The organism is Ruegeria sp. BG5 (assembly GCF_056538425.1).
Genome location: NZ_JBQFTC010000003.1, coordinates 282,948 through 306,088, shown reverse-complemented (window position 1 = coordinate 306,088; position 23,141 = coordinate 282,948). Strand labels below are relative to the sequence as shown.

Annotated in this window: 22 protein-coding genes; 11 read left to right on the top strand and 11 right to left on the bottom strand. The window is 60.1% G+C overall.

Features of this window, described 5'->3' with window-relative positions:
• Nucleotides 1-58: 58 nt before the first annotated feature.
• From ACR0KX_RS13455 to ACR0KX_RS13445, 3 genes are all read left to right on the top strand, one after another.
• The gene (locus ACR0KX_RS13455; protein WP_170453711.1) at nucleotides 59-595 is read left to right on the top strand and encodes an RNA polymerase sigma factor; all 537 of its coding nucleotides are present in this window, start codon (nucleotides 59-61) and stop codon (nucleotides 593-595) included.
• Complete coding sequence (locus ACR0KX_RS13450; RefSeq protein ID WP_170622104.1) at nucleotides 592-1,329, top strand: hypothetical protein; 738 nt, start codon at nucleotides 592-594, stop codon at nucleotides 1,327-1,329. The genes ACR0KX_RS13455 and ACR0KX_RS13450 overlap by 4 nt, the downstream gene beginning before the upstream one ends.
• Nucleotides 1,330-1,474: 145 nt before the next feature.
• A complete protein-coding gene (locus ACR0KX_RS13445; RefSeq protein WP_170622105.1) occupies nucleotides 1,475-2,554 on the top strand; it encodes a helix-turn-helix domain-containing protein in 1,080 nt (359 codons plus the stop codon).
• Here the strand turns inward: ACR0KX_RS13445 and ACR0KX_RS13440 are convergent.
• On the bottom strand, nucleotides 2,527-3,417 hold the full coding sequence (locus ACR0KX_RS13440) for a LysR family transcriptional regulator (protein ID WP_170622106.1): 891 nt from the start codon (nucleotides 3,415-3,417) through the stop codon (nucleotides 2,527-2,529). The two genes, ACR0KX_RS13445 and ACR0KX_RS13440, sit on opposite strands and share 28 nt — an antisense overlap.
• Nucleotides 3,418-3,525: 108 nt before the next feature.
• Here ACR0KX_RS13440 and ACR0KX_RS13435 point away from each other — a divergent pair, with 108 nt between their 5' ends.
• Nucleotides 3,526-4,389, top strand: coding sequence for a phytanoyl-CoA dioxygenase family protein (locus tag ACR0KX_RS13435; protein WP_170622107.1), 864 nt, complete (start codon nucleotides 3,526-3,528; stop codon nucleotides 4,387-4,389).
• Between the two features lie 19 nt (nucleotides 4,390-4,408).
• Here ACR0KX_RS13435 and ACR0KX_RS13430 read toward each other — a convergent pair whose 3' ends face one another.
• From ACR0KX_RS13430 to ACR0KX_RS13410, 5 genes are all read right to left on the bottom strand, one after another.
• Nucleotides 4,409-5,713, bottom strand: a complete 1,305-nt coding sequence (locus tag ACR0KX_RS13430) for a UDP-glucose dehydrogenase family protein (RefSeq protein ID WP_170622108.1) — start codon at nucleotides 5,711-5,713, stop codon at nucleotides 4,409-4,411.
• Between the two features lie 227 nt (nucleotides 5,714-5,940).
• Nucleotides 5,941-7,011 carry a DUF2793 domain-containing protein gene (locus tag ACR0KX_RS13425; protein WP_170622109.1) on the bottom strand — a complete coding sequence of 357 codons (1,071 nt, stop codon included), beginning with the start codon at nucleotides 7,009-7,011 and terminating at the stop codon, nucleotides 5,941-5,943.
• A gap of 221 nt (nucleotides 7,012-7,232) precedes the next feature.
• Complete coding sequence (locus ACR0KX_RS13420; RefSeq protein ID WP_170622110.1) at nucleotides 7,233-8,669, bottom strand: mannose-1-phosphate guanylyltransferase/mannose-6-phosphate isomerase; 1,437 nt, start codon at nucleotides 8,667-8,669, stop codon at nucleotides 7,233-7,235.
• A gap of 72 nt (nucleotides 8,670-8,741) precedes the next feature.
• Entirely contained in the window at nucleotides 8,742-9,635 is an 894-nt protein-coding gene (gene galU / locus ACR0KX_RS13415) for a UTP--glucose-1-phosphate uridylyltransferase GalU (protein ID WP_170453719.1), read from the bottom strand.
• Between the two features lie 211 nt (nucleotides 9,636-9,846).
• The gene (locus ACR0KX_RS13410; protein ID WP_170622111.1) at nucleotides 9,847-11,076 is read right to left on the bottom strand and encodes a lytic murein transglycosylase; all 1,230 of its coding nucleotides are present in this window, start codon (nucleotides 11,074-11,076) and stop codon (nucleotides 9,847-9,849) included.
• Nucleotides 11,077-11,268: 192 nt separating this feature from the next.
• On the opposite strand from ACR0KX_RS13410, the gene ACR0KX_RS13405 reads away from it, so the two are divergent.
• The 6 genes from ACR0KX_RS13405 to ACR0KX_RS13380 are packed head-to-tail and all read left to right on the top strand — an operon-like array spanning nucleotide 11,269 to nucleotide 17,774.
• Nucleotides 11,269-12,231: a cytochrome ubiquinol oxidase subunit II gene (locus ACR0KX_RS13405; protein ID WP_480708509.1), complete on the top strand. Its 963-nt coding sequence runs from the start codon at nucleotides 11,269-11,271 to the stop codon at nucleotides 12,229-12,231.
• On the top strand, nucleotides 12,228-14,315 hold the full coding sequence (locus tag ACR0KX_RS13400; protein ID WP_170622113.1) for a cbb3-type cytochrome c oxidase subunit I: 2,088 nt from the start codon (nucleotides 12,228-12,230) through the stop codon (nucleotides 14,313-14,315). Before ACR0KX_RS13405 ends, ACR0KX_RS13400 begins: the two co-directional genes overlap by 4 nt.
• Complete coding sequence (locus tag ACR0KX_RS13395) at nucleotides 14,312-14,944, top strand: cytochrome c oxidase subunit 3 (protein ID WP_170622114.1); 633 nt, start codon at nucleotides 14,312-14,314, stop codon at nucleotides 14,942-14,944. The genes ACR0KX_RS13400 and ACR0KX_RS13395 overlap by 4 nt, the downstream gene beginning before the upstream one ends.
• A complete protein-coding gene (locus tag ACR0KX_RS13390) occupies nucleotides 14,937-15,263 on the top strand; it encodes a cytochrome o ubiquinol oxidase subunit IV (protein WP_480708508.1) in 327 nt (108 codons plus the stop codon). Before ACR0KX_RS13395 ends, ACR0KX_RS13390 begins: the two co-directional genes overlap by 8 nt.
• Nucleotides 15,264-15,276: 13 nt before the next feature.
• Nucleotides 15,277-16,254: an HlyD family secretion protein gene (locus ACR0KX_RS13385; protein ID WP_170522980.1), complete on the top strand. Its 978-nt coding sequence runs from the start codon at nucleotides 15,277-15,279 to the stop codon at nucleotides 16,252-16,254.
• Complete coding sequence (locus ACR0KX_RS13380) at nucleotides 16,251-17,774, top strand: DHA2 family efflux MFS transporter permease subunit (protein WP_170622115.1); 1,524 nt, start codon at nucleotides 16,251-16,253, stop codon at nucleotides 17,772-17,774. The genes ACR0KX_RS13385 and ACR0KX_RS13380 overlap by 4 nt, the downstream gene beginning before the upstream one ends.
• On the opposite strand, the gene ACR0KX_RS13375 is transcribed toward ACR0KX_RS13380, so the two are convergent.
• Together ACR0KX_RS13375 and ACR0KX_RS13370 are read right to left on the bottom strand one after the other, a co-directional pair.
• Complete coding sequence (locus tag ACR0KX_RS13375) at nucleotides 17,771-18,133, bottom strand: FluC/FEX family fluoride channel (protein ID WP_170622116.1); 363 nt, start codon at nucleotides 18,131-18,133, stop codon at nucleotides 17,771-17,773. The genes ACR0KX_RS13380 and ACR0KX_RS13375 overlap by 4 nt on opposite strands.
• Nucleotides 18,130-18,498 carry a FluC/FEX family fluoride channel gene (locus tag ACR0KX_RS13370; protein ID WP_170622305.1) on the bottom strand — a complete coding sequence of 123 codons (369 nt, stop codon included), beginning with the start codon at nucleotides 18,496-18,498 and terminating at the stop codon, nucleotides 18,130-18,132. Before ACR0KX_RS13370 ends, ACR0KX_RS13375 begins: the two co-directional genes overlap by 4 nt.
• Before the next feature lie 265 nt (nucleotides 18,499-18,763).
• Here ACR0KX_RS13370 and ACR0KX_RS13365 point away from each other — a divergent pair, with 265 nt between their 5' ends.
• Nucleotides 18,764-20,344, top strand: a complete 1,581-nt coding sequence (locus ACR0KX_RS13365; protein ID WP_170622117.1) for an FMN-binding glutamate synthase family protein — start codon at nucleotides 18,764-18,766, stop codon at nucleotides 20,342-20,344.
• 5 nt (nucleotides 20,345-20,349) lie between these two features.
• Here the strand turns inward: ACR0KX_RS13365 and ACR0KX_RS13360 are convergent, their stop codons facing one another.
• From ACR0KX_RS13360 to ACR0KX_RS13350, 3 genes are read right to left on the bottom strand one after another with little or no spacing between them, the layout of a single operon-like run.
• Nucleotides 20,350-20,979 carry an ABC-type transport auxiliary lipoprotein family protein gene (locus tag ACR0KX_RS13360; RefSeq protein ID WP_480708507.1) on the bottom strand — a complete coding sequence of 210 codons (630 nt, stop codon included), beginning with the start codon at nucleotides 20,977-20,979 and terminating at the stop codon, nucleotides 20,350-20,352.
• Nucleotides 20,980-21,002: 23 nt separating this feature from the next.
• Entirely contained in the window at nucleotides 21,003-22,319 is a 1,317-nt protein-coding gene (locus ACR0KX_RS13355) for an MlaD family protein (protein WP_170622118.1), read from the bottom strand.
• Between the two features lie 5 nt (nucleotides 22,320-22,324).
• Entirely contained in the window at nucleotides 22,325-23,140 is an 816-nt protein-coding gene (locus ACR0KX_RS13350; RefSeq protein WP_170622119.1) for an ABC transporter ATP-binding protein, read from the bottom strand.
• Nucleotide 23,141 lies beyond the last annotated feature (1 nt).

Here is a 23,141-nt window from a genome sequence, read left to right as displayed (position 1 = left end):
CCTGAGCACGCGGGCCCGGTCCGTGGAGGAGAAACACACACAGGTCGCATTTTATTCGATGGCTGGTGAAATGAGCTCGGAACAGGCGGTGCGGACCGCCGTGCAGACGCATTCCAAACGTGTCTGGCGCTTTGCGCTGGCGTTGTCGGGCGCGTCGGATGTGGCGGATGATCTGGTGCAGGCCACATGTCTGCGCGCGCTGGAACGCCACCATCAGGTGACATCGCAGGATCGGCTGGATTCCTGGCTGATGACAATCTGCCGCTCGATCTGGTTGAATGAGGTGCGCTCGCGCGCGGTGCGACGGGCGCAGGCGTTGTCGGTGACGCCCGAGGCGGAGCTTGTTGCGACCGGCCCCGATTCAGAAACGAATATTTTCGCCGCTGAAGTGTTTACACAAGTGATGCAGCTGCCAGAGGCGCAGCGCGAGACGGTGATGCTTGTGTTCGTCGAAGGATACAGCTACCGCGAAGCCGCCGCGTTGCTGGACGTTCCCATCGGCACGATCATGAGCCGGTTGTCCAGCGCCCGGCAGAAATTGAAGACCGTAATGCAACATGATGCGGCAGGCACCGCGCAACGGAGTGGCAAATGACGTTTTCCGACGAGACGCTGCAGGCGTATCTGGAAGGCACACTGGACGAGGCGCAGTCTCGGGCCATCGAAGCCGCGGTTGAGCAGGACGCCGCGCTGGAAGGCCGCCTGATGGCGCTTGATCCGTTTGCGCCCGTCGTGCAGCAGGTGTTCGAGGGCCTGCCCGCCGTTGCCCCGGAGATTGACCTGCCTGCGCCCTCTGCCCCTGAACGGTCGGGCGGTGTGGTGCGGTTGTTTGCCGTGGCCGCATCCGCCGCAATTGCTGCCTTTGCAGTGACCTTCTGGGCCACGCGCCCGGCCGAGTTGGGTTGGGCGCAGCAGGCGGCGATCTACCAGTCGTTATATGTGCCGGAAACCATCGCCGGGTTGGATGTCTCGCCTGCCACGCTGGATGCGCAGATCGCTGAGGCTGAAAAGACGTTGGGCCGGTCTTTGAGCCGCGAAACGCTCGAATCTCTGCCGGGGCTCGAGTTAAAGCGGGCACAGATCCTCTCGTTCAAGGGCAAGCCGCTGGTTCAGATCGTGTTCGCGGATGAGCAGGGCCAGCCGCTGGCCTTCTGCGTGATCCGGCAGGGCCCGGCTGCCCCTGCCAAGGACGTCAAGCAGGCGGTGCTAAGCGGTCTGGCCACCGCGACATGGGCGCAGGGCGGGTATGGCTATATGCTGCTGGGCAGCGATCCCCAGACGGACCTGAGCGGTGAGTTGGGCGTGTTGACCCAGACATTTGCGGGTTAAAGCGCTTTGCGTTTAACTTGAATCGGAATGCGATGCCTCTCCCTTTGGTTGAACGCGCATTCCGATGAATGTGCCTCAGACAAAACGCAAAACGCTGTAGAAGAAACCCCTTGTGAACCGTCCAAAATGCCCAAAGAATACGGGCATGAAGTCGAAACATGTCATACCTGCGCCTGAGGATGAGGCCGAAGACGCCACACCGCGCAGTATCTATGACACCGACCCCCCGGATGACGATGATCTGTGGTTCCTGCCGCCTGAAGAGGATGAACCACGCGACGATTTCCTGCCCCCCGGTCCTCGGGCAGATACGCGGGTTTTGTTTGATCCGCGCGATTGGCGCAGGGCGCAAGCAGAACTGTCCGCCGAACTGGCGGATCTGGCTGTCACCTTTGGGGCGTTGGACGAACGCTTGCGGGCCGGACCCGAGGGGTGGACCCATCGTCTTGCGCTGATGGATGTGTCCGATCTGGGCTGGTGGACCGGGGATCGCATCAGCGTCGACCGGCTGGCCCTGTGGACGGGTCTGCGGATCGGCGCGACCAGTGATGATGTACAGGCGCTGTTCCGGGCAGGTTGGGCCGTGCGGCGTCTTACATCTGGCGCGGCGCCCTCGGCGCACGGCTGGGAGACCGGACTGGCCGCATTTCTCGACCGGATGGCGCAGGGGATCGAAGAGGTGCCCGAAGCCGTTGCCGATCTGGCCGAGGTCATGCGCAATGCCGAAGGGTTGCACCCGGTCACGCAGGCGGCCATCGCGTTTCACGCCTGGCGCGCGCTATCCGAAGGAATTGGTCAGGATACAGAGGCCGCGATCATTGCTGCGCGTCACGCCGCCTCGATGGGGCGGGGCGGGGCGCTGTTCATGCCGCTGGCGCTGTCCGGTCCCGGCGCCTTGCGCGGGGTTGGCGAGCCGGAAGAAAAACTTTCAGCGTGGATCACCGGGGCAGGGCAGGCGGCGCTGGCGGCCCTGTTGCATCTGGATCGCGTCAGCGCGTGGGAGGTGCGTGCCCGTGAAGCCACGCAGGACCTGTCCGGGCGCACGCCGCCGGTGCTGATCGACGTTCTGACCGCCTGGCCGATGGTGTCGGCCCCGCTGGCCGAGGAGCTCACCAAAGCCTCGCGCGCGGCGGTTCAGCGCAATATCGACCGCTTCATGCGGCGCGGCCTGATCCGCGAGGTCACAGGGCAGGGACGTTACCGCGTCTGGACGGCAGCGCTGTAGTCCAGCAGCCATTCGCGAAAAATGCGCGCCGGAGGCCGCAGGTCGGTGCGGGACGGGTAGATCAGGTGATAGGCCTCTTGCCCGGCGACCTGAGCGTCGGGAAGGCAGGGCACCAGCCCCGAAACCTGCATGATCCGATCCGACGCGGGCGCGCGGGCCAGCGCGATCCCGGTACCGCTGGCCGACAACTCGGCAGCCATGATCGAATTGTCAGCAAAAAAGAACCGGGCCTGCCCGGCGGGTAAACGCATGGTTTCGAACCAATGCGGCCAGCTTACGCGATGGGTCGAAACCTCGATCAAAGTGAACTGAAACAGATCCTGGGGGGTTTGAATCTGGGCGGCAATCTCTGGCGGCGCGACGGGGTACAAAACCTCGCGCAGCAATTCATCGCCTTCATTGCCGAACAGGGCGGGGTTGCCGAAGACGATTTGCAGATCCGTGAACCGGTTGGCGAAGTCCGAGGCAATATTCCCGGTGGCCAGCGACAGGTTGATCTGCGGTTGCGCGGCCTGAAACGCGGGCAGGCCCTTGGCCAGAATCCCATGGGCGAACAGCAAAATGGATTGCACATAAAGCCGCTGCTCGCGGGTCTCTCCGAACAGGCCGGTGGTTGCGGTTTCCAGCATCAGAAGGGATTGCTGAACCGATGGCAGATAAGCTCGCCCGGAGTCGGTCAGCGTAACCGCATGGGCGTGACGGTGGAACAAAGGCGTGCCCAGCCGGGTTTCCAGCGCTTTGACCTGCTGGCTGACGGCAGCGGCGGACATGTTCAACTGCGCGGCGGCCCGCGCAAAGCTTTCGGTTCGCGCCGCAGCTTCGAACACGCGCAACCAGTTGAGAGAGGGAATGCGGCGAGACATGGGCGCAGGCTAAGTCAAGCTTAGCCTGACAGGCAAGAGGTTCAGTTATGGAATGCTGAAAAGCCGGGATAGGCTGAAAGCGCAAAGCGAACAGGTGACCGGATGTCTATGAATACCACTTTGACCCAAGAACAGGCCGACCAGTATTGGCAGGACGGCTGTCTGTTTCCTCTTTCCGTCTTTTCCAAAGACGAAGCCGCCGGGTATCGGGCGGAATTGGAACAGATCGAGCGCGACTGGCTGGCCGCAGATCTGCCCTTGCCGCTGAACACCTATAAGCGGATCAACGCACATCTGGTCGTTCCGCTTGCCGCGCAGATTGCGCAGGACCCGCGCGTTCTGGATGTGGTCGAAGGCGTTCTTGGCCCCGATATTCTGATATGGTCGGCTGAGTTCTTCATCAAAGAGCCGAATACCAAACACACGGTTGGTATGCATCAGGATCTGACCTATTGGGGCATGGGCGAGACGCCCGATCAGGTCACGGCCTGGATTGCGCTGTCACCGGCAACGGTTCAAAGCGGGTGCATGGATTTCGTGCGCGCCAGCCACAAGAATCCGATCCTGCCGCATACGGATACCTATTCGGACACCAACCTTTTGTCCCGTGGTCAGGAGGTAGCCGTAGACGTTGCAGACAGTGACAAAACCCATGTCGAGCTTGCACCCGGTCAGATGTCGCTCCATCACGGGTTGACGATCCATGGGTCTGGGCCGAACCAGTCCGAAGATCGGCGGATCGGCCTGGCGATCCGTTATCTCAGCCCCGGCGCCCGGCAATTGGTGGCCGACAAAGACTATGCGCTGCTGGCACGAGGGTCTGACGCCCACAGCAATTTCATCCCGGTTCAGCCGCCGACCGAATTGTTCTCATCCGAGTCTCTGGCGATCTATGAACAAGTGCGCCGCGATCAAAGCAAGGCATTGACCGACGGGGCCAGCAACTCGGTTCCGCTATACGCTGCGAAGTGAGGGCGAGTTCATCGGGCGCTCAGCGCCCGACCCCCACATAAGTTTCAAAACCGGATTTCAGCACTTTGCCTTCGGAATAGATGTTGCGCAGATCGACCATCCGGGGCGTGTTCATCGCCTTGGCCAGATCGTTCAGGTTCAGCGCGCGGAACTCGTTCCATTCGGTCAGCAAAACCACGACGTCGGCCCCTTTTGCGGCGGCATAGGGATCCTCGCACCAGTCAACACCGGGCAACAGAGCCTCACCTTCGGATTTGCCTTGCGGGTCGACCACGCGCACCTTGGCCCCGCCGCCGATCAGGGCCGGGACGATGGTCAGCGATGGTGCATCGCGCATGTCATCGGTGTTGGGCTTGAAGGTGACGCCCAGCATCGCAACGGTTTTGCCGTTGAAACTGTCATTGCAGGCCTCGCGGATTTTCTCGATCATCCGCTTCTTCACCTCATCATTCACGCGTATGACGGTTTCGGTGATCTGCATGGGATGAGCATGCTCCTGACCGATCCGCGCCAGTGCGGCGGTGTCTTTCGGGAAACACGAGCCGCCATAGCCCGGCCCTGCATGCAGGAACTTGTTGCCGATACGCCCGTCCAGGCCAATGCCGCGCGCGACCTCTTTCACATCGCCGCCCACCCGTTCGCACAGGCCCGCGATTTCGTTGATGAAGGTGATCTTGGTCGCCAGAAATGCGTTGGCGGCATATTTGATCATCTCGGCGCTTTCCAGATCGGTGGTCAGGATCGGAAAATCGCGCAGATAGAGCGGGCGGTAGATCTCGGCCATCACTTCGGCGGCGCGGTCGTTTTCAACACCAACCACCACTCGGTCGGGGCGCATAAAATCGTCAATCGCCGCACCTTCGCGCAGGAATTCCGGGTTCGAGGCGACATCGAAATCCGCATCCGGATTGGCGGCAGAGACAACCGAATGCACCTTGCGGTTGGTGCCCACGGGCACTGTCGATTTGGTGACGATGACGGTATAGCCGGTGACGGCCTGAGCAATCTCTTCCGCGGCCGCCATTACATAGGTCAGGTCTGCGTGGCCATCGCCGCGGCGCGTCGGCGTGCCGACCGCGATGAAAACTGCATCCGCGCCGTCCACGGCTGCGGCCAGATCGGTGGTGAAACTCAGCCGTCCTGCGGCCACGTTCTTGGCCATCAGCACATCAAGGCCGGGTTCATAAATCGGAACGTCTCCGGCCCGCAGCATCTCAATCTTTGCTTCTGCCTTGTCGACACAAATCACGTCATGGCCAAAATCCGAGAAACACACCCCCGACACCAGGCCCACATAGCCGGTGCCGATCATCGCAATACGCATTCTAAAAAATCCTTCTCACCAATTACCGCCTGCGGCGCGGATACCATCAAAGAAACTGCGCCCAGTTTCAATGCCTGACAGGGGCTTTGACCGGCATTCGACAGTTTCTTGCTGTTCTGACGGTGTGATTTGGTGCAGAGGATTCAATCTCTGGGCGCGCAGAGAACGGGTTGAGGCAAATCCACTCAACCCGTTCAGTCTGCGCCGGGTAACGAAAGGGCGTTACGTCAGAACCAGCGCCCGACAGCGATGGCAGTTGGTGACACGGTTGTGCTGTCCGAGGTTGCGGACAGCACCTTGTAGGCTGCTTGTGAACCGGATGGGGTATCGAAGCCCACGAACCGCGCCAAAGCGCCGCCGTCGCCGCTAATTGCGGGTGTGTCCGCGAAGGTTGCAGGGAAGGCCCATGTCGCGGTGGCGCTGGCAAACAGCGCACCCTCGACATTTGTGCAATCGGTCGCGGGCAATGTGGCGGTGCAGATTTGGGTCCCGTCGGCAAAGCGCACATAGTCCCCGGTTGCGCTGCTGCCGCGTTCGATCACTGCGCCGGTCGGGGTGCCTGCCGCTTCTGACACTGTGCCCAGCAGGTTGCCCGGCCCATAGCCGTAATCCGCGCGCATCAGGCGACCCGAGGTTGTGTCATCGGGGCTGCTCTGGACCGCCGACCCAGCTGCGTGGCCGGTGGCGGGATCAAAGCTCAGCGCTTCGGTCCATGTCCCGCCATCCGGGGACACTTTGATCGAAAAGCCAGTGCTGCCGGACAGCCCCATCTCTGCATGGCCCGTCCAATTGGACTGGAACAGCAGGGATGCGGTCTCGGACGCGCCGGATTTGTTGATCTTTAGCTGGTGACCGCCGCCATCATGGCTCAGCAACGTGGCCGGGCTGCGAACAGACAATCGGTTGGTGCTGTCATAACTGGTGGCGACACCCAGACCGTCCAGATTTTGCGTCGCAATCGGAGGAGTAACCCACGCGTTGCCATCCCAAATCTTCGATTGCGCGCTGGCCAGATCCCAAGCGCGCCATCCCGGTTGAGGAGAGACAAAACGCCAGGCGTTGTCCAGCCATGCGGCCAGTTCACCGCCATGCCCCGACCAGTCCCCGCCGGGTGTCGCACCCAAAGCGTGGATTTCACCCTGCTCGGGTGCGGGTGGTGGCGTGGTTGCGTCGACAGTTGCGACGGTTAACTGAACAACCAGATCCAGCTCGCGCAGCGCCTCGTTATGGGTGACATGTTTCTGCGCCTGAGACGGTTGCAGGAAAGGCAGGTTCAATCGGGGTGAGTTCTGAGACACGGGGCGCGTCCTCCTGTAGCTGTCGGTCCGACGTTTCTGTTGCGCGCCACCCTGCCGCGAGGCGCGTGAATCCCGTCTGACCGGGCCGAACGCCCGATTTACCTGCCGCTAATAGGTGGTTTCCAATTTGGGGACAAACCTTGACTGAGCGCTGATCTGTTCAGGCATTCGCCAAGGGTGTTCTGGGTGGGTGATTCTGTGAACCCAACTTTCAGACGCAGTTAGCTGCGCGCGTAGATATCTTCGTACCGGATGATGTCATCCTCACCCAGATAGCTGCCGGTCTGAACCTCAATCAATACCATCGGAACCTTGCCGGGGTTTTCCATCCTGTGAACCGCGCCCAACGGGATGTAGACCGACTGGTTTTCCGACACCAGGCGGACCTCATCGTCAATTGTGACTTTGGCCGTGCCCTTGACGACGATCCAGTGTTCGGACCGGTGGTGATGGGATTGCAGGCTCAGCGCTGCGCCGGGATTGACGTGGATGCGTTTGACCTGAAACCGGTCATCGACCACAAGGCTTTCAAACCACCCCCACGGGCGGTGATCGACGGGCAGGGATTCCGCCTGACTGGCGCCCTTGGCCTTCAAAGCGGTGACCGCCTGTTTGACGTCCTGAGCCCGGTCCATGCTGGCGACCAGAACCGCATCGGGCATTGCGACGGTGATAATGTTTTCAAGACCCATGGCCACCACCTCTTGCGCCGGGGATTCCGAGCGGATCAGGACGTTGTGGCAGTCGATGGTCGTGGCCTCTCCGGTCGTGGAAACGCCGTCTGCGTCGGGGTGGCTTAGTTCGTGCACGGCGGTCCAGCTTCCCACATCGGACCAGCCGGCGGCATAGGGAACAACGCTGAGGTTTTGGGCCTTTTCCATCACCGCATAGTCGATCGAAATGTCGTCAGCCTGCGCCCATTCCCCGGCATCCAGCCGCAGAAAGCCCAGATCGGTTTTTGCCTGATCGACAGCTTGTTTGACGGGGGCGATCAATCCCGGTGCGTGTTCTTCGAACGCAGCAACGATGTCGCGCACGGCGAACAGGAAAATCCCTGAATTCCACAGATAGCTGCCATCGGCCAGCATGGCCTTGGCATTGTCCAAATCCGGCTTTTCTACAAACCGATCCAGCGGCACGGCCGCGCCGGATGTGTCAGGCGTCTGGCTCAGCTTCAAATAGCCATAACCGGTTTCAGGCCGGTCCGGAGTAATACCGAATGTCACCAGATCCCCGCGGTCAGAAATCGCGTTCACGCCTTGCGCCACGGCGGCATGAAAGGCGGATTTGTTTGGGACCACGTGATCAGACGGAGCGACAAGCATGATCGCCTCTGGATCGCTGTTGGCCAGATACAACGCAGCCGCCAGAACCGCAGGCGCAGTGTTGCGCCCCTCGGGTTCGATCAGGATCGGGCCCGGGTCGATGCCGACGGCCCCCAACTGCTCGGGCACAACAAAGCGGAAGGCTTCGTTGGTCAGAATCAAGGGCTTGGCATACGGCGCGCCGTCCGGCCCGCGCATCCGCTGGGCGCAATCCTGCAACAGGCTCGTCTCACCCACCAGCGGCACGAACTGCTTGGGATAGCTTTTGCGCGACAGGGGCCACAGCCGGGTGCCTGACCCACCGCACAGAATGACGGGATAGACGGTATTCATGATGCGCACGCCTTTGAACTGCAATTACCCGACGGTATCGCCTTAATTGCAGTCAAGGGAAAGGGCCTGTGATTATTGGGCCGCTTTCCCCGTGGCAACGATGTCATTCAGATATTGGCTCAGATCGCCGCGCAGATCGTCGCGGGCCAGCGCAAACGCCACTGTGGCCTGCAAAAACCCGGCTTTCGAGCCGCAATCGAAACGCTGCCCGTCGAACTTGTAGCCAAAGACCGGAACGCCGTTGCGGATGTCTTCCGCGATCGCATCGGTCAGTTGAATCTCGCCACCGCTGCCGGATTTCATCGAATTCAGGTTATAGAGGACCGACGGGCCAAGCACATAGCGCCCGATCACGGCAAGGTTCGAAGGTGCCTCATCCGGTTTGGGTTTCTCAACCATACCCCGCGTGCGCACAACGGTGCCCACATTGTCGCCCACATCCAGAACCCCATACGAGCTTGTTTGTTCATGCGGAACTTCCATCGCGGCGACCATGTTGCCGCCTGTTTCCTCATAGGCTTCGATCATCTGCTGCAAACACGGTTTGTCGGCGGCGATGACGTCGTCGGGCAGCATCACGGCAAAAGGCTCATCCCCAATCAGACGCCGCGCGCACCAGACCGCGTGGCCCAGCCCCAACGCCTTGTGCTGACGGATATAGGCAATCGCGCCGCTTTCCATGTTGGTGGCGTTCAGCGTTTCCAGCAGATCGTGTTTGCCTTTGGCCTCTAACGCCTGTTCCAGCACCAGATTGTGGTCAAAATAATCCTCAAGCGCCGACTTCCCGCGCGAGGTTACAAAGATGAATTCCTTAATCCCGGCAGCGCGCGCTTCGTCGATGGCATATTGCACCAGCGGACGGTCAACCAGGGTCATGATTTCCTTTGGAACCGATTTCGTTGCTGGCAGAAATCGGGTGCCCAGCCCGGCTACGGGAAAAATCGCTTTGGTGACCTTACGTGTCATAGTGCCTCTCAATTCGTAATTCGGCCGGAAGGTCGCAGCGCGTCCGGCATTTCCTCATAGGCTGCGAAACCAGATCAATCAATGATGCCCGTCCTTGTGGGCGTGAATAGGATAAATCGTGCCATTTGGAAGGGTCAGAGTCAAAATCCAATCGTTAACGTGAAGGATTTGTCATCCGGAGTTTACCCATTGTGCATTGCATATGCCCCGATCAGTTTTTCAGGCTGGCTTTCATGCGCTGTTCCGGAAAACAAGTCGCGCTTTGGCCTGTCGCCTCTTGCCAGCGTCCGATTGATCGGCGGGTTTTGAACCCCGGCAGCCCATCCGCCCCGCCGACGTCATGGCCTTGCGCTTCGAGCGCGCGTTGCATCGCCGCAATGTCCGAGCGGTAGAGGCCGCCAACCTTCCCCCAGCGGCCAGAGAAATCGCCGACGCCAAACTGGATCCGGTCCCCGACATGGCCGACAAACAGGGCATAGAGGTCGCTTTTGTTGTACTCTTTCAGCACGTAGAAATTCGGCGTCACCACAAAGGCAGGTCCGTTGCGCCCGGCGGGCATCATCAGATAGCCTTCACCCGCCAGTTCATGGGCCGGGAAGGGCTTGCCCGAGACGCGCGTGATGCCCATTGCCGCCCAATCGCGAATGGGCCGCCCCTGATCCGGCCCTTCCAGCGCGCAGGACACTGTGTTGGGCACCGTCACCTCGAACCCCCAGTCTCGACCAGTGACCCAGCCATGCCGGGCCAGATAATTCGCAATCGAGGCCAGCGTGTCATCGGCAGAACCCCAGATATCCGCCCGCCCGTCGCCATTTCCGTCGGCGGCATAGGTCAGAAAGCTGGATGGCATGAATTGCGGCTGCCCCAACGCCCCGGCCCACGAGCTTTTCATGTCCCGAACATGCCCGGCTTCGGCAATCTGCAGCGCGGCGATCAATTCGCCGGTGAAATAGTCCGCCCGTGTGCTCATGAACCCTTTGGTGGCCAGCACCTGAAAGGCGTCATGTCGGATCGGGACCTGTCCATATCCGCTTTCCCGGCCCCAGATGGCCAGAAGGATGCGCGCGGGCACACCGGTCTGCGCCTCAACCCGCGCAAGGGTTGCGGCATGACGTTTTGCCATTTGCCGCCCGACGGACGTTGCCCCCAGAACCGAGCCCGCGTTGAAATACCGCCCGGGCGAGCCGAACTCGGCCTGCTTCTGCTTCTTTGGCGTCTTCGCCTTACTTCCGGGCGGGACAAGATCGGGCAAGTCCCAGTTCAAAGTGACACCCGAAAAGGCGCGGTTCATGGTGTCACGAGAGACACCCTTGGCACGGGCCTGCGGCCAGATCGTTTGGTTCAGCCAGGACTGAAATTGCCGCTCAACCGCTGCGCGATCCTGCGCATTGGCGCTGCTGGCCGCAAAGACCAACAGAAGGATGGAAAGAAATGCACGCATCGGATGTTTGCTGCCCTGTGCCTGTCTGGTTAAACCCAAAGTTCTTGCCGTCAAGGATGCAGGAAGTGGGCAAATAAATCCATTCCTGCTCTTCCAATAGACGAATCCTCTGCGTTCTCGAAAAAACCTTGAGAATTGTCCTGCACTTGCCGATAGTTGACGCTAATCGGGGGCCACAGAGGACAGGCAGGTATGAGTACCATCAGAATGCCCCTCGGGTCGGTTTTGGCGCTGATCGCGGTGGCTATGCTGGTTGCCTCGGCCCAGATGGCGGGTGCCAGCGACAGTTTCATGGACCCTCAGGGCCCTATTGCGGCCGTTCAGAAAACACACCTGTTGCGGGCGACGGTGCTGATCCTTGTGGCGGTTGTGCCTGTTCTGGTGCTGGTCCCTCTGATTGCGCTGCGCTATCGCCGCCGAAAGGGTGGCACTGCGGCTTACAGGCCGAACTGGGACTTTTCTGGCCCATTGGAGATGCTGATGTGGGGTATCCCGGTGGTGATCGTGGCGATCCTGTCCTTCTATCTGTGGAAGGCGACCCACAGGCTGGATCCCTATGCTGCACCTTTCGGGGGCGAGCCCGCCGTGCAGGTTCAGGTTGTGGGTCTGGATTGGAAATGGCTGTTTATCTACCCCGAACTGGGCATCGCCAGCGTGGGCGAACTGGGCATTCCCGTCAATCAGCAGATCGCCATGACGCTGACCACGGATACGGTGATGCAATCCTTCATGATCCCGGCGCTTGCGGGGCAGATCTATGCGATGCCCGGCATGACAACTCAGCTACATTTGGTGGCAGACCGGCCCGAGAGGATGCAAGGCGAGAACACCCAGTATAACGGGCGCGGCTTCACCAAGCAGAAATTCGAAACGCTTGCCATGCAGCCTGACGAATTCGAGACATGGGTCGAAAGCGTCCGGCAAAATGGCATCGTGTTGGATCAGGCGACCTATCAGACCCTCGCCATGCGCACAGATCGGGATGAGGTACAGGCGACGCTTGGAACTGCGCAAATGCCTGAAAACGCGCTGTATTTCCGACTGGACGATGGCGATCTGTTTCAGACGATCCTGCATCGCTATCACTCGGGACAGGCTTTGCCATTGGATCAACAACCGGGAACAACCGCTTACGGGCAGGAGGTCGGGCAATGACATCAGAGTCCGGCTTTTTCGGTCGCCTCAGCTGGGATGCGCTTCCCATCACGGGTCTGATCCAGAACCCGAACGCAAATGAGATCGTCGCCAATGCCGCCGCAGCGGTGGTTATCGTTGGCGCGGTTGCGGTGGTTGCCCTGCTGTCATGGTTCCGCCTGTGGGGTCCGCTCTGGCGCGATTGGCTGACCAGCGCTGACCACAAGAAAATCGGCATCATGTATGTCGTCTTCGCCATAGTTATGCTGGCGCGGGGCGTGCTGGAAGGCGTTGTCATGCGCGCCCAGCAAGCCGCCGGGCCGGGAGAGGGTTTCCTTGAGGCCGAGCACTTCGCTGAACTGTTCAGCACCCATGGCACGATCATGATCTTCTTCGTGGCCGTGCCCTTTGTGTTTGGTATCGCCAACTATGTCGTCCCGCTGATGATCGGCGCGCGGGATGTGGCCTTCCCGGTGATGAATCAGATCAGCCTAGGCCTGACCGTTTCAGCAGGCATGATGCTGATGGTGTCGCTGGTTGTGGGCCATTTTTCGACCGGAGGTTGGACGGCCTATCCGCCCTATACAGGGGCCGCGTTCAACCCCGGCGTTGGGCCGGATTACTGGATCTGGGCCATTGTCGTCTCTGGGATAGGAACCACGCTGACCGGGATCAACTTTGCCGTCACGATCTACAAGCTGCGTGCACCGGGCATGACCTTTATGCGTCTGCCCATGTATTGCTGGACGATCATCAGCAGCTCGATCCTGATCGTCTTTGCCATGCCGCCTTTGGGCGTTGCGGCCCTGTTGCTGGCCGCTGACCGCTATCTGGATTTCCACTTTTTCACCAATGACCTTGGCGGCAACATGATGAACTACGCCAACCTGTTCTGGCTGTTCGGCCACCCCGAGGTCTACCTGCTGGTGCTGCCCGCCTATGGCATCTACTCCGAGATCTTCGCGACCTTCTCGGCCAAACGACTTTATGGCTACACCTCGCTGGTCATCGCCACCATGTCGATTGCGGTACTGTCCTTTACGGTCTGGCTGCATCACTTCTTTACCATGGGCCAAAGCGCGCTGATCAACGCCGTCTTTGGCATCGCAACCATGCTGATCGCGATCCCGACCGGAGTGAAGGTTTATGACTGGATGGCAACCCTGTGGCGTGGGCGGATCCGCTTCTCGGTGCCGATGCTGTACGGTCTGTCGTTTCTGATGCTGTTTGTGATCGGCGGGCTCAGCGGTGTGATCCTGGCAAACCCGACTGTCGACTACCAGGTGCATAACACCTTGTTTCTGGTGGCTCATTTCCACAATGTGTTGCTGCCGGGCGTGCTGTTCGGTTTGCTGGCTGCATATAATTATTGGTTCCCCAAGGCCTTCGGGTTTCGCCTGCATGAAGGTTGGGGCAGGGTGACCGTTGCGCTTTGGACTATTGGGTTCATGCTGACGTTCCTACCGCTGTACTTTGTCGGCCTGATGGGCATGCCGCGCCGGTCTTACAGTTGGGAAGACCCCAGCTTTCACCCCTATATGATCGTCGCCGTTATCGGAGCGCTGGTCATAACGGCGGCGCTGTTTTCAGTTCTGGTCCAGCTTTGGGTCAGCATCCGCGACCGGGACAAGACCCGCGTGCCTGTAGGGGACCCATGGGATGGGCGCACTCTGGAATGGTCGATCCCGGCGCCGCCGCCGCCCTATAACTTTGCCATCATCCCGCAGGTGACGGACCGGGATAACTTTGCCATCGCCAAGGAACGCGGAGCAGCTTATCCCAAGCCGGACGCCTATGAAGACATCGAAATGCCCCGAAACACAGGGATCGGCTTTATCCTCTGCGTGACCAGTGGCATCTGGATGTTCGCCTTGGTCTGGTGGATCTGGTGGCTGGTTGCGCTTATGACGGTTGCGATGATCCTGGCCTTCATCCTCTGGACTTTCGACACCAGCACCGAGATCACGATTCCAGCCGAAGAGGTGCGCAAAGAGCATGAGGCCTGGCTAGCTCTGGTCCACAGCGAAGCCGCCGTGGACCGTGACCATGAGACCGCGCCGGAAAACCGCGGCCTCGCCCGCCCGGATTTGGAGGCGGTCACATGAAGCGCGCGCCAACGCACAGCTATCCGGGGATCAACCTCGGCGACCGCCACGCCAGCGCCCATAAGGCGTCCGAGGTCGTCACCTTTGGCTTCTGGGTCTTCCTGATGAGCGATCTGGTCTATTTCGGCCTGATGTTCGCCATCTACATCACCATGATCGATGCGCAGGCGGGCGGGCCGGGACCGCATGAGTTGTTCGATCTGACCAGCATCTTCGCCCAGACCATGATCCTGTTGGCCAGCAGTCTGACCGTTGGTTTGGCAATGCTGGCCCTGAAATACAACCTGCCCCGGCCAAGGATCATTCTGTGGTTCGGCGTGACGCTGCTGTTGGGGCTCAGCTTCCTTGTTCTGGAGATCCGGGACTTTATCGCCATGGCCGAAAAGGGCGGCATCCCGCAGCGTAGTGGATTCTTGTCGGCCTTCTACGGTCTGGTTCCGTTGCATGGCCTTCACGTGGCCGCCGGCTGCGTGTGGCTGGTGGTGCTGGGCATCCAGTTGCGTGTCATGGGCATGACCGATCTGGTGATCTCGCGCGTGGTGAGGCTGGCGCTGTTCTGGCACTTTCTCGACCTGATCTGGATCGGCATCATCACAATCGTCTATTTCGGAGGGCTGACTTATGGATAAACGCTCTGAAATGCACCGGCGCGAGCGGCGGCGTTATGTGGTTGGTTATGGCGGCTCGCTGCTGCTGACCTTTGCCATGTTCGGCGTGGCCTATCGCTGGGGGATCGAAACGACCGGAGTGTATCTGACCATTGGTCTGCTGGGGCTGGCCCAACTGATCTTTCAGCTTGTCTACTTCCTGCATATCGACCGCCGCCGCAGCAGCCGAGAGGATCTGGATCTGATCCTGTTCTCAACCCTTGTTCTGCTGATCATCATTCTGGGCACAGTCTGGATTTTGGGCAATCTGGCGATCCGTATGCATGTGCACCCGATGTAAGAAGGTCTGAGTTATGAAGTCGCTGAAGCTTGTCGCAATTCTTGTCATGCTTGCCGCGATTGGTGCGGGGCTGTTCCTGTTCTGGCGACATGAAGAGAGGTATCCGTCCACGCAAGACGCCTATGTCGGCGCGAATATCATCTACATCGCGCCGCAGGTGACCGGGCAGGTGGCCAAGGTACATGTTGACGAAAACCAAGCGGTCAAAAGCGGCGATCTGCTGTTCACCATAGATGACACGCAGTTCAAGGCGTCGGTGGATCAGTCCAAGGCCAATCTGGACAGCGCCGAGCAGCAGGCCAAATCATACGCAACTCAGATTGCGGCCGCCGAGGCATCGGTCGCAAGCGCGCAATCCGCTTATGACACAGCGCAAAAGGCGCTGGAACGCGCCAAGGTTCTGTTCTCGACAGGGGATGTGGCGCAGTCTTCGCTGGATCAGACAACCTCGGATTTCGCGCAGGCTTCGGCACAGTTGACCAGCAGCCAGTCCAGCCTTTTGGCCTTGCAAAGCGGGCTGGCGGCGAAGCAAGACGATATACTGTCAGCACGCGCCCAGCTGGAGATCGACAAGGCCAATCTGGCCTGGACCAAGGTCTTTGCTTCCGCCGATGGCTGGATTGCCAACCTGACCCTGCGGCCCGGATCGTCAGTGTCCGCCAACGCGCCGCAGTTTTCCATCGTCGAATCCGCCGACTGGTGGGTCGATGCGAATTTCAAGGAAACCGCGCTGCCGCGCATTCGTCCCGGTCAGCCGGTGACGGTTCAGATCGACATGCTGCCGGGAGTGACTTTGACGGGCAAAGTCGCCTCGATCGGGCGCGGGTCGGGGGATACATTCTCGCTGCTGCCCTCCGAGAACTCCAGCGGCAACTGGGTTAAGGTCACCCGCCGCTTCCCCGTTCGGATCGAGCTTGATCCGACCGATGCGCCCCTGCGGGTCGGCGGCAGCAGTAAAGTGGTCGTGGACACAACAGCGGCAACACAATGACCGGCGTGACAAGCAGCCACGTCAATCCGGTGATCGTGGTCGCCGTGGTCTGCAGTGCTATTCTGGAAGTGCTGGACAGCACAATCGTCAACGTGGCCCTGCCGCATATTCAGGCCGCATTCGGGGCCACAACCGATCAGGCCACGTGGATCCTGACCAGCTATATCGTCTCGGCGGTTGTGGTGATGCCGCTGACCGGCTTTGTCGCGCGTCGGGTCGGGCGACGCCGCTTGATCCTGACCGCCGTGACCGGCTTTGCCTGCATGTCGATCATGTGCGGCCTGTCCTGGAGCCTTGAGACCATCGTGTTCTTCCGGCTGGCGCAAGGCATGTTCGGGGCCTTCCTGATCCCCTTGTCGCAATCCATCCTGTTCGACGCCTTCCCGCGCGAAAAACGGGGCGAGGCGATGGCCGTATTTGGCCTCGGTGTGGTCGTGGCCCCGGTTCTGGGCCCAACGATGGGCGCGATCCTGACCGAGTATTTTTCGTGGCGGATGGTCTTTTTCGTGAACCTTCCCATTGCGGCCATGGCGCTGCTGTTGCTTGCCGGAGAGCTGCCGAAAGACGAGACCGAAGAGGTGAAGATCGATTGGCAGGGCCTTGCGCTTCTGGCCCTTGGCATCGGGTGCCTGCAATTCATTCTGGATCAGGGTGAGACCAAGGACTGGCTGTCCTCGCGCATTATTCAGGTTGCGCTTGTTGCGTCGGTTCTGGGCGCGCTGGGGTTGATCGTACATTGCCTGACAGCAAAAACTCCGGTTGTTGATCTGCGCCTTTTCGCGGACCGCAACTTTGCTCTGTGTAATCTGGTGATCGTGGGGTTTGCGGTGTCGCTCTATGGCGGCATCGCCATTTTACCGACCTTTGTTCAGACGCTGCTGGACTATCCGGTCATCGAATCCGGCCACCTGTTCATCCCGCGTGGTCTTGCGGCCGGCGTGTCCATGGTCGCAACCGGGGCCGTACTGGTGAAACGGTTTGACCCCCGTGTGCTGGCCGGGGTCGGAATGACGCTGACCGCAATCAGCAATTTCATGATGGGGATGCTGAACTTGAATGCAGGATTCTGGGAACTGGCCATTCCCGGCATCATCAGCGGTCTGGGTATGGGGCTTGTCTTTGTCCCGATGTCCATTCTGGCCTTCGAAAGCATCAGCAAAGCGCGGCAGGACGAGGCCTCGGGCCTGTTCAACGTCACCCGTCAGTTGGGCTCATCGGTTGGTATTTCACTGGTCGGGACTTGGGTCGTGCGGGGATTGCAGACCAATACCGCGGTGCTGAGCCAGAACGTCACGCCCTATAACCCGGCGGCACAGGCTTATCTGGCGCCCTTGGGGCTGACACCGGACAGTGCCCAGGGCGCGGCCATTCTGGGGCAAGAGATCGCGCGACAGGCCGAGATGATCTCGTACCTGACCGTGTTCAACAATCTGGGGCTGCTGGCGCTGGCGACTTTGCCGCTGCTGTTCTTCTGCCGGGCCCCGAAGCCGGGCACAACGGCTCAGGTACATGCCCATTAGCGGGTTAGAACCAACCCCAGCCACAAGGCCCCCCAGCACAGAATAAGGCTGACCATGATATTGCCTGCGGCCACTGCCAATGTGCGCTTGCGGCGTAATTCCAGCGTTTGATAGGCAAAGCTGGAAAACGTCGTGAACCCGCCGCAAAAGCCGAAAACCAAGCGGTTCTGCTCGTCCCCCATCTCGACCGGACCGCCCAGATAGCCGATCCACAGGCCCAGCAGCAGGCTGCCCAGAACGTTCACGATCAGCGTGGACAGGGGCAGGGCGTGGGTGACCCGCAATGCCAGCCAATGGCGCAGAACCGCACCAAGCCCGCCGCCCAAGCCGAACATCGCATGCAGGTACAGGTCAATCATTGCCGCCCACCTTTTGCATGAAACCACCGCCCCAATGCCTCACCCACAAGGGCCGCAGCCAGACTAAACGCGATCTCAAGCGCCGCAGCAGCGGGGGCCGTCCAAAGCGCGGTTTGGGCCAGCCGGTCAAGTTCTGCCACGAATGAGGAAAACGTTGACAGCCCGCCACAGAACCCAACGGCCCCCAGATGCAGAACATGCGCGTGGACCCGGTGCCGGATGGCATACAGCCAGCCCAGCACAAAACACGCGAAGATGTTGATGCCAAAGGTTGCGGTCAGGATGGGCACGCCGGGAATGTCCAGCGCAAACAGTTCGCGCAGAAGCGACCCAAGCGCCCCGCCCACGAATACTGACAGGAACATCAGGACACGCCCATGTTTCGCAGTCTTGCCGTTTGGTCCCGCCACCCGTCCCGCCTATTGCTGTCGCTTGACCGGCATACTGTGCGCGAACCGCGGGATCAATCAAACCTGTAACGTGGTTTCACATTCCCGACCGGTTTGTTTCCGCGAAACCTAAGGGCTTGCAATCAAAAGCCAAGATGTTTCACTTTGGCGTCAACGCCTTCGGTCTAAATCACATGGGTTCAGACCGTCCCCACCAACAACCCACCCAAGGAGATCAGGAATGGTTGTACGCAGGCTCTATTATTTTCTGAGTTTCGTCTGTCTGCCCTTGGTGGCGATCCTGGGCTTTTTCTGGCCACCGGCGCACTGGCTGCTGGTCATTTTGATCCCGTACGCCGTGATCGGGATGTATGACATGCTGACCACCAAGCATAACGTGCTGAACAACTATCCGGTGCTGGGGCATTTTCGGTACATGCTGGAATTTGTCAGCCCCGAGATCCGGCAATATTTCGTGGAAACCAACGAAAGCGGGCGGCCCTACAACCGGATCATTCGCAGCCTTGTCTATTCCCGCGCCAAGGGTCAGGTCGATACGCAGGCGTTTGGTACCCAATATGACATCCTGACTGTGGGCTACCATCGGGCCAACCACTCACTTGCGCCCAAGGATGTGCATGAAAGCGAAGAAAGGGTGATGCTGGGCGGGCCGCAATGCGACAAACCCTATGACGCGTCGCGCCTGAATGTGTCGGCCATGAGCTTTGGCGCGCTCAGCGCCAATGCGATCCGGGCCCTGAACGGCGGGGCGAAGGATGGCGGGTTTGCGCATAACACGGGCGAAGGTGGGCTGTCGCCGCATCATCTGGCCGAAGGTGGCGATGTCATCTGGCAGATCGGCACCGGCTATTTCGGCTGTCGCACGCCCGAAGGTGGGTTTGACAAGGACAAGTTCGCGGAGAAAGCCAAGAAAGACGTCGTCAAAGCGATTGAAATCAAGCTCTCGCAAGGGGCAAAGCCTTCGCATGGCGGGGTGCTTCCGGCCGCGAAGGTCGACAAGGAAATCGCCGAGATCCGGGGCGTGCCCGAACATCAGGATGTGATCTCACCCCCCGTTCATTCCGCTTTCGACGGCCCCACCGGGTTGATCGAATTCGTACAGCATCTGCGCGAGATGTCAGGCGGCAAGCCGATCGGCTTCAAACTGTGCATCGGCAACCCGTCCGAGTTCATGGCGATCTGCAAGGCCATGCTGGAAACCGGAATTCTGCCAGATTTCATCACAATTGACGGCTCGGAAGGCGGAACTGGGGCAGCGCCGGTTGAATTCACCAACCGTCTGGGGATGCCGCTGAACGAGGCGTTGATCTTCGTGAACAACTGCCTGCGCGGTGCCGGGCTGCGCGACAAGATCCGGATCATATGCTCGGGCAAAGTGGCCACCGGCTATGACATGGTCGAAAAATTCGCCCTTGGCGCGGATATGTGTAATGCCGCGCGCGCGATGATGTTTGCGGTGGGCTGCATTCAGGCGCTGCACTGCAACACCAATCGCTGCCCCTCGGGCGTGGCGACACAGGACCCGATCCGGGGCCGCGCAGTGAATGTTCCGCAAAAACGCCAGCGGGTGCATCGCTATCATGATGCCACCTTGGAAAGCTTCCGCGAGTTGCTGGGCGCGATGGGGAAACAGACCGTGTCCGAACTGACACTCGCTGATATCCGCCGCCGTACTGCCGACGAACGGGAGTATTCTTACGCCGAACTATACACGCTGGTCGATGAAGGTGCGTTTCTGTCCGACACGATTCCGCCCGAATATGCAGCGGATTGGCAGCGCGCATCAGCCGCGCATTTCTGACGGCGTCAGTTGACGGTCGAACGGGGGTTATTGGCAGCGTGCGTATTGATCCGGCGCACGCTCCATTCCACCGCGTCCCGCATGGTTCGTCCCAACGCGACGTCGAAGGCATTGACCAGATCGGGCGTCTGATCGCTGGCGGCCACTACGTTTTCCTGAAACGAGCTTGAGGCGATGATCTTGTCTTCATATTCATCGATGATCTTGATGTTCACACGGACTTCGATGCGGACGGTTTTGCCGTTTTCGGTCTCGGACACCACGATGCCCTGAAATTCGCGCAGATCCGGCGCTATGACATAATCGGCGCGAAGACCCACGGTTGAACGACCAACAGCCGCAACCTTGCCCGAGTTCTCATAGCTTTCGACCAGCAGCGCCTGCACGATCAGCGGGGCCCGATCCACCCATCGCGCGCGCGGCAGGTATTGAACCTGCAAAGGGGTCGGTTGCACCGCGATCTGGTCGGTGTTAACAGCCGCCGTCGCGGTGGGTTCTTCAACCACGATCTGCTTCTGGATACGCGGCAGCGAGGATGCGAACGTGCTTTTGGGCGTCAAAAGATACAGGTCGTTCGGTTTTGAGGCCTGCTGCAATGTGCCCAAACCGGCGCAGCCGCCCAGTATCACAGCCACCAGGGATAGAATAAGGGGCCTTATCATTGACGGAACTCCGATGCTTGGGTGCCCAGCAAAAAGCGTGCCGGGTCGCGTTCGACCTTGTCGACCAGGCGATCAAGGCTGATGACCAGACGCTGGGATTCTTCAATAAACCGAATGAACTGCGGTAATCCGACCCGCAGGAAATCAGACACCTGACGCCGATTGTCCTGCACCACCCTGTCGATGGTGCCCAGCAGCTCTTTCGCGGAATTCGACGCGCTGAGCACGTCGTCAGAGATCTTGTCGATCTTGTCGGTAATGCCTGCGACGGTTTCGGTCACCTGATTGGCGGCCCGGCGAATATCCTGTGCCACCGGGGCGACGTCGGTCTCGATCACCTGATTGGCCGAGTCAAAGGCCCGCTCTGCCGAGGCCAGCGCCCTCTTAGCCGAGTCCATGGTCGAGGTGATCGATCCAAGCGTCGTGTTGGCGTTCAGAACGGTCTCGGTGATCACGCTGAGGGATGCGCCAGCCTCCTGTGACAACCGGGTGAGGTTCTCGGCCAGATCCGAGCCGCGTTCGATGAACGGGCGGATATCCTGTTCGATCACGCGGTTGGTCGTCGTCAGGGTCACCTTGGCCTCATCCAGCGCCTCTTTTGCGGTGTCGGAAGCGGTTTTGATCGACTTCAATGTGTCCGTACCGGTTTCAAGGGTGGATTCAGCGGAACTGATCAACGGGTCCAGCTTTTTGGTGAAGACCCCGATATCCTGCGCCGCATTGCCGATATTGGCCGAGACGGATTCGAAATCCGAAAGCGTCTTGTCCAGCCGACCGGTGGCCGAGGCGAGGTTGTCCAGAATGTCGGATACGGCCTTCCGGTTCTTCTCATCCACGACCGAGTTCAGTTCCTGTAGCAGGGTCACGGCCTCGTCCAGCACTTTGGGCGCGCCTTCAAACAGGGACTGAATGGTGCTGCGTTTGCTTTTGATCACGCTGTCCTGCGGCAAACGCGCTGCCGAGGCGGAGCCCCCCGTCAGTTCGACATAGCCGACCCCGGTCACCCCCAGCGATTGCAACTGCGCAATCGTTTCTTCGGTGACCGGAATATCGGCGTCCACCTCGATGCGCACACGAACCTTCGACGGATCGTCCTCATCCAGATTCAAGGATATAACCTGTCCGACCGGCAGACCGTTATAACTGACGCCGCCCGCCGCCGACAGGCCCGAGACATTGTCGAACAGCACATCGTAATAGGCGTATTGGCGGGTCACTTCGAATTTGGCGAGCCACAGGAAGAAGCCGAACGCCCCTAGAATGCCCGCAAGGGTGAACGCGCCGATCAGAATGTAATTCGCCCGGGTTTCCATCGCCTCTACCTGTCCTGCCCTTTGTCCTGCGCCGCGCGGGCGCGGGGGCCTGTGAAGTATTCCTGCACCCAAGGATGATCGACCTTGGTCATCTCTTCAATCGGACCTTCGACCAGCACGCGCTTTTCTGCAAGCACGGCAACCCGGTCGCAGATGGCATAAAGGCTGTCCAGATCGTGCGTGACCATAAAGACGGTCAGTCCCAGCGCCTGCTGCAACTCGCGGATCAGGGCATCATAAGCAGCCGCACCGATGGGATCCAACCCGGCGGTGGGTTCGTCCAGAAACACGATCTCGGGGTCCAGCGACAGCGCACGCGCCAGCGCGGCCCGTTTGCGCATACCGCCCGACAGTTCCGACGGGAACTTGCCACAGCTCAGCTGGGGCAGTCCGACCAGGCTGATTTTCAATGCGCCCAGCGACTCCATCAACCGTTCGCTGATACCGGTATGTTCGCGCAGCGGGGCCATGACGTTTTGCAGCACAGTCAGCGAAGAAAACAGCGCGCCATCCTGAAAGGCGACACCCCAGTGGCGTTCAATGCGGCGGCGATCTTCTTCGGGGCCGTTCAGAACATCGACGCCCAGAACCTCGATACTGCCCGCCGCAGGTGTGTTGAGCCCAACAATCGTGCGCAACAGTACCGATTTACCGGTGCCCGAGCCGCCGACGATGCCCAGAACCTCACCCCGCCAGACATCCAGATTCAGGTCGTCATGTACCACTTGCGGCCCGAACTGATTGCGCAGCCCACGCACACGGATCACCGCCTCGCGCTGTACGTCCACCGGGGTTGTCTGATGCTGCACGGTGCCGTCCATG